12 protein-coding genes are annotated in these 15,543 nt (G+C 54.5%); 8 read left to right on the top strand and 4 right to left on the bottom strand.

Annotated elements, in window-relative coordinates; genetic code table 11:
- Positions 1 to 9: 9 nt before the first annotated feature.
- Entirely contained in the window at positions 10 to 630 is a 621-nt protein-coding gene (locus tag QML71_RS10385; RefSeq protein WP_282011853.1) for an MBL fold metallo-hydrolase, read from the bottom strand.
- Between the two features lie 214 nt (positions 631 to 844).
- Between QML71_RS10385 and QML71_RS10380 the strand changes: the two genes are divergently transcribed.
- Positions 845 to 1,099: a hypothetical protein gene (locus QML71_RS10380; protein WP_282011852.1), complete on the top strand. Its 255-nt coding sequence runs from the start codon at positions 845 to 847 to the stop codon at positions 1,097 to 1,099.
- Positions 1,100 to 1,133: 34 nt separating this feature from the next.
- Here QML71_RS10380 and ggt read toward each other — a convergent pair whose 3' ends face one another.
- A complete protein-coding gene (gene ggt, locus QML71_RS10375; RefSeq protein WP_282011851.1) occupies positions 1,134 to 2,864 on the bottom strand; it encodes a gamma-glutamyltransferase in 1,731 nt (576 codons plus the stop codon).
- Positions 2,865 to 3,055: 191 nt separating this feature from the next.
- Between ggt and QML71_RS10370 the strand changes: the two genes are divergently transcribed.
- The 7 genes from QML71_RS10370 (at position 3,056) to QML71_RS10340 (ending at position 13,860) form a co-directional block, all read left to right on the top strand.
- Positions 3,056 to 4,249: a sensor histidine kinase gene (locus QML71_RS10370; protein ID WP_282011850.1), complete on the top strand. Its 1,194-nt coding sequence runs from the start codon at positions 3,056 to 3,058 to the stop codon at positions 4,247 to 4,249.
- A 25-nt stretch (positions 4,250 to 4,274) separates the two neighbouring features.
- Positions 4,275 to 5,636, top strand: coding sequence for a sigma-54-dependent transcriptional regulator (locus tag QML71_RS10365; RefSeq protein WP_282011849.1), 1,362 nt, complete (start codon positions 4,275 to 4,277; stop codon positions 5,634 to 5,636).
- 195 nt (positions 5,637 to 5,831) lie between these two features.
- On the top strand, positions 5,832 to 7,166 hold the full coding sequence (locus tag QML71_RS10360) for an ATP-binding protein (protein WP_282011848.1): 1,335 nt from the start codon (positions 5,832 to 5,834) through the stop codon (positions 7,164 to 7,166).
- Positions 7,167 to 7,415: 249 nt separating this feature from the next.
- Positions 7,416 to 8,522, top strand: a complete 1,107-nt coding sequence (locus tag QML71_RS10355) for an HD domain-containing phosphohydrolase (RefSeq protein ID WP_282011847.1) — start codon at positions 7,416 to 7,418, stop codon at positions 8,520 to 8,522.
- 216 nt (positions 8,523 to 8,738) lie between these two features.
- Positions 8,739 to 9,668 (top strand): GGDEF domain-containing response regulator, encoded by a 930-nt coding sequence (locus tag QML71_RS10350; RefSeq protein WP_282011846.1) that lies wholly within the window; start codon positions 8,739 to 8,741, stop codon positions 9,666 to 9,668.
- A 128-nt stretch (positions 9,669 to 9,796) separates the two neighbouring features.
- On the top strand, positions 9,797 to 12,667 hold the full coding sequence (locus QML71_RS10345) for a GAF domain-containing protein (RefSeq protein WP_282011845.1): 2,871 nt from the start codon (positions 9,797 to 9,799) through the stop codon (positions 12,665 to 12,667).
- A gap of 26 nt (positions 12,668 to 12,693) precedes the next feature.
- A complete protein-coding gene (locus tag QML71_RS10340) occupies positions 12,694 to 13,860 on the top strand; it encodes a hybrid sensor histidine kinase/response regulator (RefSeq protein ID WP_282011844.1) in 1,167 nt (388 codons plus the stop codon).
- Between the two features lie 21 nt (positions 13,861 to 13,881).
- Here QML71_RS10340 and QML71_RS10335 read toward each other — a convergent pair whose 3' ends face one another.
- Both QML71_RS10335 and QML71_RS10330 read right to left on the bottom strand, forming a co-directional pair.
- Positions 13,882 to 15,066 (bottom strand): HAMP domain-containing protein, encoded by a 1,185-nt coding sequence (locus tag QML71_RS10335; RefSeq protein WP_282011843.1) that lies wholly within the window; start codon positions 15,064 to 15,066, stop codon positions 13,882 to 13,884.
- A 45-nt stretch (positions 15,067 to 15,111) separates the two neighbouring features.
- Entirely contained in the window at positions 15,112 to 15,543 is a 432-nt protein-coding gene (locus QML71_RS10330) for a carbonic anhydrase (protein ID WP_282011842.1), read from the bottom strand.

The following is a 15,543-nucleotide window of genomic DNA, read 5'->3' as shown; positions in this document are numbered from 1 at the left end:
GTTGCGCCCTCAATCCGTGAAGAACACATCCAGCGTCTGGCGCGCGTTGCCGCGGATGGGTTCGCCGTCACCGAGCAGAAGATCCTCGAACTCGTAATTCAGCAGCACCTTCAAACCTTCCTTGGCTTTCGTGATGTCGTCGAATTTATCCGGCGGCAGTTGGTTGACCTCCCCCGGTACCTTGCCGATCAAGGCGTCGCCCACGAACAACCATTTCTTTTCCTTTTGCAGGAGGGCGCACTCGCCCGGCGATTTCTGGTCTTTCAGGTGAACCACCTGCAAACCGCAGGGCAGGGTGTCGCCATTCCCGAAGGTGGCGTCGGGTGAGAATTCCAATAGGGGTTTGTCCTGTTCATGGATGTGGATGGGCACTTGAAAGACGTCCTTCAGCCGCTGGCTGGCGCGGTCGTGGTGCACATTGGTGAGAAGGATGGCTTTCAACGGATTGCCCCCGGCGCGGGCGACGGTATCCTTCAGCGTGTGCAGGGCGTCGGCGTCCAGTTCCGGCGGATCGATCAGCACCGCCTCGCCGCCATGGGCCAGATAGTAGCCGTTGAAGTTGAGTTGTTTTTCATCGGAAAACTCGGACCAGCGGATCAGGCCCGGAGCCAGTTCTTGCAAGGTGGACATGGCGTACCCTCTCGTGAACGATCAAACAAGGATTGCAATTCGGCGCTTCCCTTTTGCAAGGGGCCGGTTTTAGGCATTGTGATGCCGGGTGTCCCGTACTAGACTTGGGATAGACACCCGCATTGTAGATTATTTTGTCATATCCCCCAACCCGTGAAGTTTTGATGGTTGCCGCCCATCACGAGTGGGGCATTTATAAAGGAATTTTGTTGTTATGAGTGAAACCCCCGGGCAGAACAACGCCGACAAACGTTACATCCTCCAATTCAAAGCCGCCACCGGCTTCACCGTGGTGCTGGAGTACGGCGGACAGGCGGAGATGGAAAAAGATCAGCAACGCATCGAGGAGGCGGGGCTGACCTGCGAACACCTTTCAGAATTCACCACGCAGTTCCACCAGGCCGACCTTTACATGGACATGCGCAGCCCGGAGTGCCAGGTGCAGTTCGACCTCGACGACTGGATTTAGCAGGCTGCCGCATGGAGTGATTCCCTCTCAATCGTTAAAACCCCTGCGCCCCCGCTCCCGGACGGCGCGGGTCCGACGCGCCGAAAAAGAAATTCCCCTTGCGCATGACGGTTTGCGTGGAGCCGATGGTGTTGGTCACCCGCACGTCGTGTCCCATGCTTTTCAGAATCTTGATGGTGTCTCCGCTCAGTCCCTTCTCCACGCGCAGCTTGTCGGGAATCCATTGATGGTGGATGCGCGGCGCGTTGGTGGCGGCGGCGATGTTCATGCCGAAATCCATCACGTTGATCAACACCTGCAACGTCGCCGTGGTCAGGCGCGGTCCGCCGGGACTGCCTGTGGCGAGAAGTGGCTTGCCGTCCTTGAACACGATCGTCGGGCACATGGAACTGAGTGGTTTCTTGCCGGGCTGGATGGCGTTGGCGTCGCCGCCCAATAACCCATACGCGTTCTTTGCCCCCACCTTGGCGGAGAAGTCATCCATTTCGTTGTTCAACAAAATCCCTGTGCCGGGCACGACGATGCCGGAGCCGAAGCTGAAATTGAGTGTGTAGGTGTTGGCCACCACGTTGCCCGCTTCGTCCATCACCGAAAAGTGTGTGGTCTCGTTGCTTTCCTTATTCAGGAACGTTCCGGGCTTGATCTGCCGGGAAGGCGTGGCGTGATTGGGATCGAGGTCCCGGATCAGCCTGGCGGCGTATTCCTTCGAGATGAGCGTGTCCACCGGCACCGGCCAGAAATCAGCGTCGCCCATGAATTCGCTGCGGTCGGCGAACGAGCGGCGCATGGCCTCGGCGATCAGGTGCAGGGTCTGCGCCGTGTTGAGACCGTATTCCTGTAAAGGAAAATGCTCGATCATGTTGAGGATCTGGATGATCTGGATGCCGCCGGCGCTGGGCGGCGGCATGCTGACGACCTCGTAACCGCGATACGTGCCGCGCACCGGTTGGCGCAGCGTCGGTGCATAGTTTTTGAGATCGTCGAGGGTGATGAGGCCGCCGTTGGCCTGCATGTCGGCGGCGATTTTTTGGGCGATCCCTCCTTCATAAAATGCCGAGGGGCCTTGCTCCGCGATCAGCTTGAGGGAATGCGCCAGGTCCGGGAACACGATGGTCTCGCCCAGGCGGTACATCGAGCCGTCCGGTTTGTAGAACATTTGGCGTGTGGCTTCGAATTGTTGCAGGCGTTGCTTCCCCTTGGTCAGCGTGAAGAGGTGATCGTAATTGATCGGGATGCCGTGCTCGGCCAGTTGGATGGCGGGAGCGACGAGGTCTTTCCACGGCAGCGAACCGTATTGTTTGTGGGCCCGCGCCAGGCCCGCCACCGTACCGGGAACGCCCGAGGCGAGGTGGTGTGCTTCCAGTAAACGCCGGTTCACGCTGCCGTCGGCGTTCAGGTACATGTCTCGATGGGCTGCTGCCGGAGCCTTCTCGCGGTAATCGATGACCACGGTTTCGCCGGTTTTTGCGAGGTGGATCATCATGAAGCCGCCACCGCCGATGTTGCCGGCGCGCGGCAGGGTGACCGCCAGCGCGAAACCGATCGCCACTGCGGCATCCACGGCGTTGCCGCCTTGCTTTAAAATCTCGACGCCGATGGCGCTGGCCTGGTTTTCCTGGCTGACCACCATGCCGTGGTGGCCAACTTCCGGGTGGAAGCGGTCGCGTTGCGAGTAAATGTTCTTCAACTGCGCCCAGGCCGCAACGGGAAGGGCGACGGCGAGGAGAACGGCGATCACGATCTGTCCTGGTCTGAAATTCCACATGGTGTGCTCCCGTAGTCAAGATAAAGCCTGAATCCTGTCACCTTCCGCAATTCTACCTTGTTCTCGAAAGAGAGAAAAATGTTTCGGAAGGAGATTCGCTCATTTTCCGAGTTCAGAAATTCTTCCTAAATTCTGAAAAATGATTAAAATGGAAGGGACTTTGCTTTGACACAGGGAGGATGGGGATCGGTATGGTCACAGCACGCGACATCACGGCTTCCAGAATTTTGATTGTGGATGACGAACTGACCAACGTCCAATTGTTGGAAAAGGTTCTGGAGCATGATGGGTACCGCAATTTTCAGTCCGTCACCGATCCCCGGCGCGTGCTGGACACCTACCGCTCCTTCAGGCCGGATCTGGTGTTGCTCGATCTGAATATGCCGGTGATCGACGGGTTTGAGATCATGGAGCGGCTGAAGGAGATCGAGAAGGAGTCGTACCTTCCCGTGCTGGTGCTCACCGCCCAGGCCGATCTGGAAACCCGCCTGCGAGCCCTGCGCATGGGCGCCCGCGATTATGTCAACAAACCTTTCGAAATCTCCGAAATCTGTTCGCGCATCCGCAACATTCTGGAAGTCCGCCTGCTCCACAACCAGATCCAGAGTCAGAACCAGATCCTCGAAGAAAAAATCAGCGAACGCACCGCCACCATGATGGCCTACCATGAACAACTGATGCATGCGGAAAAGCTTTCCGCGGTGGGCAAGCTGGCGGCCTCCATCGCGCACGAGATCAACAACCCGCTGATGGGGGTGCGCAATATTCTGGAACAGATTCGGGGCGCCAACACCCTCAATGAGGAATTGCAGGGGCTGACCGATCTGGCAGTGCGCGAAACGACACGGGTCATGGATCTGGCCACCCGGCTCAGGCAGTTTTACCGCCCTTCTACGGGCAAGGCAGTGGCTCTGGACCTGCACCAGGTTTTCGATGACATGATGGCGTTGAAAGTGAAAAACTTTAAAAACAAAAATATTCAGGTGGTCAAGCAGTATGCCGAAAACCTCCCCAAAGTGACGGGCGTGGAAGACCAGGTCAAGCAGGTGGCTTTGAACCTGTTGCAGAATGCGGAAGAGGCCATTCACGGTCCCAACGGAAAAATCCGCGTTGTCACCTCGGTTCTGGAGTCCGAGGTGACGGTGCAGGTCGAAGACACAGGCTGCGGCATCGCGAGTGAAGACATCCCCAAAATTTTTGAGCCTTTTTACACCACCAAGGCGGAAGTAAAGGGAACCGGACTCGGGCTTTCCGTGAGCTATGGCATTGTGCAAAAACACGGTGGCAGCATCGAGTGCGCCAGCACCCCCGGTTCGGGCACGCGGTTTACCTTGAAGCTGCCCATCTTCCAAAACGGAGGGATGCTGGAGGAAACTCCTTCCTGAACGGGCGGGCTTGCTCCCAAAAACTATGGACGCAATCAATAAAATCCTCATTGTGGATGATGAAGAGATCGTGCGCCGCGCTTACACGTATCAATTGACCCAGCGCGGGTTCGAGGTGGAAGCGTGCGACTCCGCTAAAAAAGCGTTGGAGGTGTTGACGCCGGAATGGCCGGGGATCGTCATCACCGATATAGCGATGCCGGGCATGGATGGCCTCAGCCTGCTGGGACGCATTCGTGAACTGGACCCGGATCTGCCGGTGGTGTTGATGACGGGGCAGGGCGATGTGCCGATGGCGGTGAAGGCGATTCAGGACGGCGCTTACGATTTTCTGGAAAAACCGTTCGACACCAGCCGCTTCATCGATGTTCTCAACCGGGCGCTGGAAAAGAGGCGGCTGGTGATGGAGGTCCGCGACCTGCGGGCGGAGCGGGAAAGCCGGGGCGCGCAGATCGTCGGCAAATCGTCGTCCGTTGAAAAACTCCGGCAAACGGTGCAAACGATCGCCGACTGCGATGTGGATGTGCTGCTGCTGGGAGAAACGGGGACGGGCAAGGACCTGGTGGCGCGTTGCCTGCATGAGCAGAGCAAGCGTGCCGGTCATCATTTCGTGGCGATCAATTGCGGCGCCATTCCGGAAGCCATCATCGAGAGTGAACTGTTCGGGCACGAGGCGGGATCATTTACCGGTGCGAGCAAGCGCCGGATTGGCAAGTTCGAGCACGCGCAGGGCGGCACTGTTTTTCTGGATGAAATCGAGAGCATGCCGCTGCACCTGCAGGTCAAACTGCTGCATGTTTTGCAGGACCGGTACATCCTGCGGGTGGGATCGAACGATACGGTCAATGTGGACGTGCGGGTGATTGCGGCGACCAAGGAAGACCTGAAGCAGGCGTATGCGGAGAACAAGTTTCGCAAGGATCTGTATTACCGTTTGAATGTGGTGCAGATCGAACTGCCTCCGTTGCGGGACCGTAAAGAGGACATTCCGGTATTGTTTCAACACTTCGTGTTGGAAGCCTGCGCGCGGTATAAGGTTGAGGCTCCGCCGCCGCCGACAGAGATGATCCGGCGCATGCTGGACCGGCAATGGGAAGGCAATGTGCGCGAGCTGCGCAATGAGGCGGAAAAGTTCGTCCTCGGCCTCAATCTGGATCTCGAAACCTCGCTGACGTCTCTGGCGGAGGATGCGGAGTCCGTGTCTTCCGGTAATGCGGGAGTCACCTTCAAGGAACAGGTGTCGGATTTTGAAAAACACCTGATCGAACAGGAATTGATCCGGCAGAAAGGGGATTTGAAAAAAGCGCAGGACGCCTTACAGATTCCCAAGCAAACCTTGTACGACAAGATCAAAACGTTTGGGCTGAATCGAAAGGATTACCAGTGACGATTGTTTTACGCCTGTTGAGCCTCTCATTCCTGTTCTCCCTGTCATGGCCTCGACTCTTTTCCAGTAATCCGTAGTTCCTGATGACGGCACGAATTCCGGAACTCAGCCCGGAATCCGGGAGCAACCCAGGCACTCCTGTGCCGGAAGTTCGTCCTATCTATTTCAAAATACTATAAAAATCAGGTGTTTGAGTTGGTCATCTCAGATGGCATGCTTATTGCTCTGTTAAGGGGGAGGCGGGCAGAGGATGATTCGCCGCTTCAGGCACAAAGACCCGGTATCTCCATTAGAGGGGAGCGGGACAGACGGTTCTTGGAACCGATGCAGAATGGCTTCTTCACAGCCCAAACCGAGCACGAAGGGAATGCTGTTTTGCAACGCAGGCAGGCACTTTTGAGGGAACGTGATATGAACTCTTGGCACTCAGACAGATCGCTCGAAGACTCATGCGATTTTTTGCGCCGGATTCTCGACGTCAGTGCGAATGCTTTGATCTGCACCAGTGCCTCCGGGAAGGTGATGTGGGGCAACCGTCAGGCGCAGGAAATGTTGGGTTCTGACAGTGCCGGGATGGACAACCAGTTGCTGGACTATTTCATCGCACCGGAAGACCGGATGGTTTACCACCGGGCTTTGGACAAGCTGCTGAAATTCGGAGCGGATTCCATCACTGCGGAGTTGAAGTTGTTGGGAGAGGGAGAGGTGCCCTTTGCGGCCCGTGTGGAGTTAGGCATCCTGACGTATGAAGGGAGCCCGGTTGTGGTGCACACTATTTATAAATGGCTGGAAAAAATAGAAGCGGGGGTCGAGGCTTCTCTTGAGAGTGTGTCCGCGGGGCAGAACGCAGACCGTGAAGACCGGTTGCTGGAAAAATTGCAGGAACACCTGCCGGTGGCGGTCGGGGAAATTGTGGCGTTGAGTTATCGCGCACTTCGCAACTATGAGACGGGCGACCGGGAGGGGTTGGCTTCGGAGCAGGATCTGGACCGTGTGGTTGGGGAACTGACACGTCTGCTGCAAGAACTGGGTTTGAACGATGCGCTGGTTCCCGGCCAGGCCCGGTTTTCGAAGCAAACGGTTTCGCTCGAATTCGTCGTTGCCCGTGTGTTGGAAGATTTCAAGGATGTGTTTGACGCACCGCAGAATCGTTTGGTGCAGGGCTTTTTGCCGACGGTGGAGGGCGACCCGGAGCAACTGTACCTGCTGTTTAAGCATTTGATTGCCAACGCGGTGACGTTTCGCAATGAAAACACGCCGCTGTCACTGACTTTGGACAGTTTTCAGGGTGGCAGCGGAGTGTGGCATGTGCTGATCAAGGACAACGGCATCGGTTTTGATAATACCGATTCGGAGCGCATCTTCCGGCCTTTTGTTCAACTGGGACCCAAAGGTAAAAGCCTGGGCTCCGGGTTGGGACTGACCATTTGCCAGCGTATCGTCAAAGGGTTCGGAGGTAAAATGTCGGCTCTTTCGGAGAAAGGGGAAGGCACGACCCTCATCGTAACGTTCCCCGGAGGGAGGGGTTAGGTTTTTTGGAGATCCGATATAGAGCGCGGCGAAACAGGCTTTGCGGTCGGATAGAGGCTTTGAATCAATGCATTTGAGCGGTTTCCAAAGTGATGCAACGGGCTAGGGGTTTAAAGAATTTCCGATAACGCTTCGATTCAGATTAAAAAAAGGGAAAAAACATGGGAAAATGAAAAAACACTTCTCTGAGGTAAGGAAATCAAGACGCAGCCTTAATCATGTAAAAACTATGAGGGAAATTGGCCTGTTATGTTGACAGAAGACGACATTCTTGACGGTAAAATTTTGATTGTGGATGACGAGATTTCCAATGTGAAACTGTTGGAACAGATGCTCCACCAAAGAGGGTACAGTTCCATTACCGTTTGCACAGATCCGCATGAAGGTTTGAAACGCTACCAGGAATGGGGACCGGACCTTGTGCTTTTGGATTTGAACATGCCCGGGATGGACGGTTTTCAGTTTCTGAAAGAGATACAGGTTTACGAACAGAACAATACGCCTCCCCCGATTTTAATTCTCACTGCAAACAACAGCAACGAGGTCCGCCTGCGTGCCCTGCTGGCCGGCGCCATGGATTTCATCACCAAACCGTTCAATGTGATTGAAGCGCTGGCTCGTATCAAAAACATGCTCGACGTGCGGTTGTTGCACAATCAGGTCCAGCAGCAGAATCAGGACCTGGATAAGAAAATCCAGGAGCGCACCCAGCAACTGGTCGATACCCGGCGGGAAGTGATTCAGCGTTTGGGACGTGCGGCCGAATATCGCGATAATGAAACGGGAATGCATGTCATTCGCATGAGCAAGTTTTCCGCGTTGCTGGCTGAAGCCAACGGCATGACGCCCGAAGAATGCGACCTCATTCTCAACGCCAGTCCGATGCACGACATCGGCAAGATCGGAATTCCCGACCGGATTCTCCTGAAACCGGGACGCCTGACTGCGGAAGAATGGGAAGTGATGAAAACCCATACCACCATCGGCGCGGAGATCCTTTCCGGGTCCAGTTCGGCAATGATGAAGATGGCTGAAAGCATCGCATTGACCCATCACGAAAAATGGGATGGTTCCGGCTACCCGAGTAACACGGAGGGGGAGGACATTCCGATCGAAGGCCGCATTGTCGCCATTTGTGACGTGTTTGATGCGCTCACGTCGGATCGGCCCTACAAAAAAGCATGGACGGTTGAAGAGGCGGTGGCGGAACTGGAGAAATGTGCGGGCCAGCATTTTGATCCCGATCTGGTGGACAAATTCAAAACCATCCTCTCCCAAGTTAAGGAAATCAAAAATCAGTATGTGGACACACCCGATCAGTTTCCCGATCTGGAAAAGTTTCTCACGAATTCGTAAACACCAGAGGGTACTTGCGGCCGGATTCAATGAGCATTCGATAGCGGGCTGAGACGGCCCCGTGAAAAGCCGGGTTGGACGGCATCATTTTTTTTATTTGAGCGTCCTTTTTGGGAAGGGACGTTGTATTGGCTGGGGCGGTGGAAGTTCGACGCACCACGGCAGGAGCCTGTTCGGCGGGATATTATGAATAAAGGGTCTAAAAACCAGTTTGGGATGAACATTCTGATCGTGGATGACATCCCCTCCAATATTGATATTCTGCGCGGCATGTTGGAGAACGAAGGGTGTGTTATTTTCGCGACCTCCGTCGGCAGCCGTGTTTCAGAAATCCTTTCCCGCTCTTTGCCCGATCTGATTCTGCTGGATGCGCATCTGGATGGAACCGACAGCTTCGAGATCAGCCGCCAGTTGAAAGCGAATCCGGTGACCGCAGACATTCCCATTGTGTTTTTGCTGGGTCAGACGAGTATCGAAGAAATCGACAATTGTTATCTGTCCGGTGGCGCGGATTATATCACCAAGCCGTTTCGCCAGGATGAGGTGCTGGCCCGGACTCACAACCAGTTGCGGATTCAGGAATTACAGCGGGAAAAAAAACTGCTGATCAAGGAGATATCCCAGAAACTGGGAGGCAAACGGATTCCCGGCGTGCTGGACAAGTCGTTGATTCAGGAACTTTATAAATGGGAAGCCATTCGCTACCAGCGCATTCAGGTCCCGTTCACCTTGATCATGGGACACATCGATGAATGGGGGGACACGTTCTCCAGAGAATCTCCAGAGGTTCAGGAACAATTGCGTGTGGCCCTGGGGGAAAAACTGAACAGCCACAGCCGTATATTGGATGCCATCGGACAATGGAATCCGGAACGCTTTTTTGTTTTGTTGCCGGGGACCAAGCTGGAGGGGGCGGTGGTGGTTGCGCGCAAGTTCCAGACGATTTTAAAAAATTCCTTGTTCCAGGTGGGGTCTCAGGACATGGCCGTTTCCATGAGCTTCGGCTTGTGCCAGTATCCTCAGGGCAATGGAACGGAAATGGAAGCGCGTCTTGCCAGCACCATCGAAGCAACCGAACATCAATTGGACCAGGCGGCCCGTACCGGAAAGAATCAAATTTGTTTTGCTCCGGCCCCTTTGGGGTGATTATGAAGGATGGAATACGAGGCGGAATCAAAAATCGAACATAGCCAACGCATTGCAGCAATCCGTTTGGAAATTCTGAGCGGGTGAGTTGCCTCCAATTTATGAAAAAGGCTGAAGATAACATAAATGTGAAGTTTCGCGTTTGGGAAGCGATCACCGAATTTCAGTCGCATATCAGCGCCGGGAATGATGCGGCTGTGGGGTTCCGCGATTTGACCCGTAAGATTCTTGAACTTACGGACAGCGAATACGGTTTTGTGGGTGAGATACGAAGGAGTCCTGATGGAGACCCTTACGTATATATTCTTGCCTACGAAAGCATTTCCAATGACCCGGTCATCAGGCAGTTTTTCAGCGAATTTGGACGCAGCGGCCTCGAATTTTTCAATATCGATACTCTGTTTGGCAGTGTGATGACCACGGGGCAGGTGGTGGTCGCCAACGAGCCGCAAACCGATCCCAGGCGGGGCGGACTGCCGAAGGGCCACCCCCCGCTCGATTCTTTTATCGGCCTGCCTTTTTCGCAGAGCGGGGACGTGGTGGGCATGCTGTGCCTGGCCAATGCGAAAGATGGGTATTCGCAGGATTTGATGGATGTTCTGCAACCGCTGCTCGATATCTGTGGGCAGGTTGTGCTGGGCATGCGGAGCCTCCGGGACCGGGCGCTGGCGGAATCCCGGCTGAAACAACAAACCCGCTACATTCAGTTGCTGAAAGATCTGACCCGGATCGCCGACGAGGCCTCTTCTTTTGAAGACTGTTTTCAGTCTTTCCTGAAACAAATCTGTGAAACGCTGGATGGTGCATTGGGATTGGTGCACCAAGTGGAAGACAGTGGCACCTGCCTGGTGCCCACATCCATTCATTACCAGAATGTACCGGATCTCACCAGCCCCGCCATGTCGAAAACAATGGAGTCGGTGTTTGTCAAAGGAGAAGGGCTGGCAGGCCGTGTCTGGGAGTTGAGCCAACCGGTTTGGCAGGAGAACGTTTGGCGGGACAAGGCATTTTTGAAACGCCTGGAGATCACGGGCAGCGGAGCCGGGCATTCCGGGTTTGCCTTCCCGGTCCCCATGAACAATTCCGTTGCGTGGGTGGTGCAAATTTTCACTTCTGACATGCGTGAGTCGGATCCGGAATTGCTGAATATTCTGGCTTCTGCCGGATCTCATCTGGGACTCGCCCTGGAGCGCAAACGACTCACCATAAATCAAGCCATTCTATCCGCCATCATGCGCAGCACGGAGGATGCCATCATCGGGCTGGATCTCGATGGAAAGATCAATAGCTGGAACTTGGGCGCGCAGCATATTTTTGGTTATGTGGAGGCGGAACAGATTGGCAGTAATGTGGTCGCTTTGCTGGGAGCGGATCAAACCGATGAGGCGGCGCAAATTCTGGAAAGCATCCGCAATGGCGAGGCCGTTAAGTTCGAGTTGAAAAGCCTCACTAAAAATAACGATGACCTGGATCTGACGATGGCATTGACACCTGTTTTTGATCCGGGAGGCAAGCGGATCGGCGCTTCCATCATTGCCTGGGATACGACGGAAGGAAAAATGAAAGACCAGGAGCTGCTGAAAAGCCGCATTCAGGCGCAGTCCGCGAGCCGGGCGAAGAGGGAGTTCCTCGCGCACATGAGCCACGAGATCCATACACCCCTCAATTCGGTACTGGGGTTTGCCCAGATTCTGGAGCGGGACCCCAAACTGACTTCCCAGCATAAGGAATACATTGCACGGATTGTGGATGGGGGCAATCAACTGATGCGGCTGGTGGACGATATACTGGAAATGTCGAAGATCGATGTCGGGGATTTCGAGCTACACAGCCAGGCTTTTGATTTGTGTGGAATGATCGATCGGATCGCGTCCTCCATTCGCAACCGGTGTTTGTTCAAAGGACTCGATTTCTTTGCAGAAAGTTTTGACGAAAAGCCGCTGTGGGTGCTTGGCGATGAAATCAAACTTCAGATGGCCCTGATCAATATTCTGGGCAATGCGGTCAAGTTCACGGATTCAGGCGCGGTGCTGTTGCGCGTCGAACAGAAATCCAATGAACGGTTCCAGTTTGAAATCATCGATACCGGCCGCGGCATCGGCCCCGAGCAGTTGGATAAAATATTCGACGCGTTTGAAAAACTCGGTGAGGTGGGGCTCAGCCGGGGTATGGGGTTGGGGTTGTCCATTTCCAAAAAGCATATCGAGGCGATGGGAGGAAGCGTTGCGGTGCAATCGGTGGAAGGTAAAGGCACCCACTTCACGATTGAAGTGACGTTGAAGCGGTTTGGCGATTTGCTGCTTAAAACCGAGCAGGGGTGGTACTTCAACAAGCCGCTGGCCTGGAAAGAAATGCAGGCTGTCCTGGTTGGCAATCTCGATCAGAAAAGTTTTGAAGAGCTGACCCGGTCTGCGCACGCGCTGGGAGTGGACGTGGAACAGGTTGCGGACGTGGGTCCGTCCTGCACACTGGAAAACCCCGAAGCCGATCTCATATTCATCGGTCTGGATGACCTGGAGGAACGGGGAGAAACTCTGGTGCGCAATCTCCGGCGGATTGAAGCGTTTGCGGAGGTTCCCATCGTGGTCCTGGCTTCCCCCCGCAGCAAGGATGCGGCCGACCGGTGCCAGGAAGCCGGAGCCGATCTGATAGTGATCAAGCCGATCAAACGGATGCCGGTCCTGAAGGCGGTAGAAAAACGTTTTGGCATGCGCCTCGATTTTCTCAAAAATCTTGCGGAGGCGAAAACCGTGTCCGAAAACCGCGAGATCGACCTGAGGCAAATCATTCTTCCCCAAACGACTTTGGAGGCGATGAAGGCTGCGGCATCCAGTTATAACTTTACCAGTTTTGAGAAACAGCTGGATGTGCTTAAAGAAGAAGGTGAAGAAAAAAAACTGGCTCTTTTTTTTAAGGATATGATGCGTTCCTATGATATGAAACAGATCAATCAGGTTCTCGAATTCCTGGATAAGATGCAGGGGCACCGCGGAACCTAGCTGAAACGTTTTGAATCAAGGTACATATGGCGCCCTCCCAGTTCAATTTCGAAGGTTTTAAAATCCTCATCGTCGATGACACTCCCGCCAATATTGAAGTGCTCCAGAAAACTCTGGAAGTCGAAGGCTACAATATTTCCGTCGCCCTGAGTGGAGACAAGGCTCTCAAGATCGCTTCCCGTTTCGCGCCCGACCTGGTGCTGCTGGACATCATGATGGAAGGCATGGATGGGTACGAAACCTGCCGCCACCTGAAAAACAATCCCGAGACCGCCGACACACCGGTTATTTTCATCTCCGCCCGCAACGATGTCGAGGATGTGGTGGAAGGGTTCAGCCAGGGCGGCGTGGACTACATCGTCAAACCCTTCAAGTCGCAGGAAGTGCTGGCGCGGGTGCGGACCCATCTCCAGTTGTACGCCCTCAAGCGTCAGCGTGAGGTACTGATCGCGGAACTGGAACAAAGGAACAAAGACCTCGTTTCCCTGAATGAATTGAAAAACAGGTTTTTGGGCATTGCGGCACACGATATCCGGAACCCGTTGTCCTCGATCAATGGATTTTTGGAATTGCTGACGCTGTCCGGCGGATCGTTTTCAAAGAAAGAGTATGAGGAAATGCTGGAATTGATCAACAAATCCGTCAATGACCTGCTGGTGATGGTGGATGATCTCCTGGATATTTCCGTCATCGAAAGCGGCAACCTGAAACTCGATCTCAAACCGGGGGATATGAAATCCCTCATCCGGGAACGCATCCAGATCAATTCAGGTCATGCCCGCGGCAAGGACATCACCATTCATGAAGACTTGCATGACCTGGCGTTAACCGTGTTCGACCGCAGACGCATGGCCCAGGTTTTGGACAACCTCATCAGCAATGCCATCAAGTATTCGCCGTTGGGCGGGGACGTGTTCATCACTCTGAGCGGGGAAGGAGGCCAGGCGCTGATTGGTGTTCGTGATGAAGGACAGGGAATCCGCCCGGAGGACCAGCAGGAAATTTTTACCGGATTCCAAAAAGTGGGGGCCCGCCCGACCGGAGGTGAAAAAAGCACCGGGTTGGGTCTCGCTATCGTCAAAAGTATTGTGGAGTCCCACCAGGGCAGCATCCGGGTGACCAGTGAGGTGGAAAAAGGGTCCACGTTTGAGGTCATGTTGCCGGCAGGGGAGGCGTCGGCAAACCCGGCGTGAATGCAGAGAACTTCGACAGCGCTATTTCCCCTTCATCTTTTCGAGCAGTTGGTTGAAGCTGTCCGCAAGATCGCCCACCTCATCCCGCGCGTGGATCGGCAGTTTCTTTTGCCTCAGGTTGCCTTTCGCCATTTCCCGCGCCATGTGGCTGACCTGCTGAATGGGTTCGCTGATGGTGCGGGTGATCGCCGACCCCAGAACGCCTGCCATCAACGCCGCCATGAAAAACAGCAGCACCAGCAAGGTGATCAGGAAGTGAGTGCGGCTGGAGATTTCCTTCATATCCTCATCCAGCAACCGGTTCTGGGTCTCCGTCATTTTATTCAGGTTGGATTTGATGCGTGAGGACACCGGGATGGCCTTCTGCACCAGCCACGCATTGGCCATGTTCCATTCCTCTCCGGAACGGATCTGGATAATCTCGTGTAACAACGGTTCGATTTCATTCCGGGCCTGCTCCAGCCGTTTGAAGACCTTCTTCTGACCCTCCGAAAGCAGCTTGAAATTCCGTTTCAAATCGTTGAAGCGCTCCGTGTTTTTGACCCAGCTCTCCTCGAACTGTTTTTTGAAATCCTTGTCGCCCGAAAGCAGGAACTCTTCCGCCTTTTCGAAAGCGAGGCTGGTGGTCCCTTCCAGGTCTGCCATGATGGCCAGCAGGGCTTTGCGGTTTTGTGAAGAGGGGGGAATGCGCATTTCCAGGTTGATCATCCGCGTGATGTAAGTGATCAGGCGTTCTTCCACCGGTTGAGCCTTTTCAAACAGAATCTGGCGGGCCGGGGTGTTCTGGACGGTCTGGGCGATGCCTTCGATGTCCTGCTGGAATTGTTTGAAGTCTTTCAGGTCTTTTTCGATGGACCGCAGCATCTCGACACCGTCCTCGTCCTCCCATTGGGGAGCCAGCTGGTGCAACTGCTGGAGGGAGGGTTCGATCTGTTCGCTCCAGGCCGCGGCCCGATCCTGTTTGAAGCGTGAATCGCCGAGGATGACCCAGCCACGCAGGGATGCGAGGGAATGGTTCATGCCGTTCAGCATCATGAGGCTGGAATGGGCGGTCGGAGTGCGCAAGGTCACCACCCTTTTGGTGATGGCTTCCATATTTTTTACTTGTTGAATGGTAACCAGCACCACACCCATCAGGATAACGGTGATCAGCCCGAACCCCACTCCAATTTTGGTGCTTACCTTGCAATCTCGGAACTTAACCATTCAATATCCAGGATGGTCAGCAGTCAGAATAAGAAGAACCCTTACCTATAATAATTCTATTTTCCCGGATTCCAAGTGATAAATTGCGCCCGCCACTTCGAGATCCCCATCTTTAATCATTTTAGACAGGATAGGCCGGGAAGCATGAATATTTTTAACGGTTTGGCGGACATTTTCCCGGACCCGTTCATCCACGTCGGGAGGGCTCCCGTTTTTGGTGAATTTTTTAACCAGGTTTTGTATAGGGTGCACGATACTTGCCAGGTGGCCGGGAATGTGGCCTCCCGAGACGGCAGCCGCTACGGCCCCACAACCGCTGTGCCCGAGAACCAGAATGAGGCGGGTTCCCAAGTGGTCAACGGTGTACTCCAGGCTTCCCAAAATCATTTTGTTGATGATATTGCCCGCCACGCGCATGACAAACAGACCGCCAAGGCCTTGGTCAAAAAGGATTTCTGGGGAAACCCGAGTCGGCAC

The organism is Nitrospina watsonii, assembly GCF_946900835.1.
Classification (GTDB): domain Bacteria; phylum Nitrospinota; class Nitrospinia; order Nitrospinales; family Nitrospinaceae; genus Nitrospina; species Nitrospina watsonii.
This window is presented reverse-complemented; position numbering and strand designations above follow the sequence as displayed.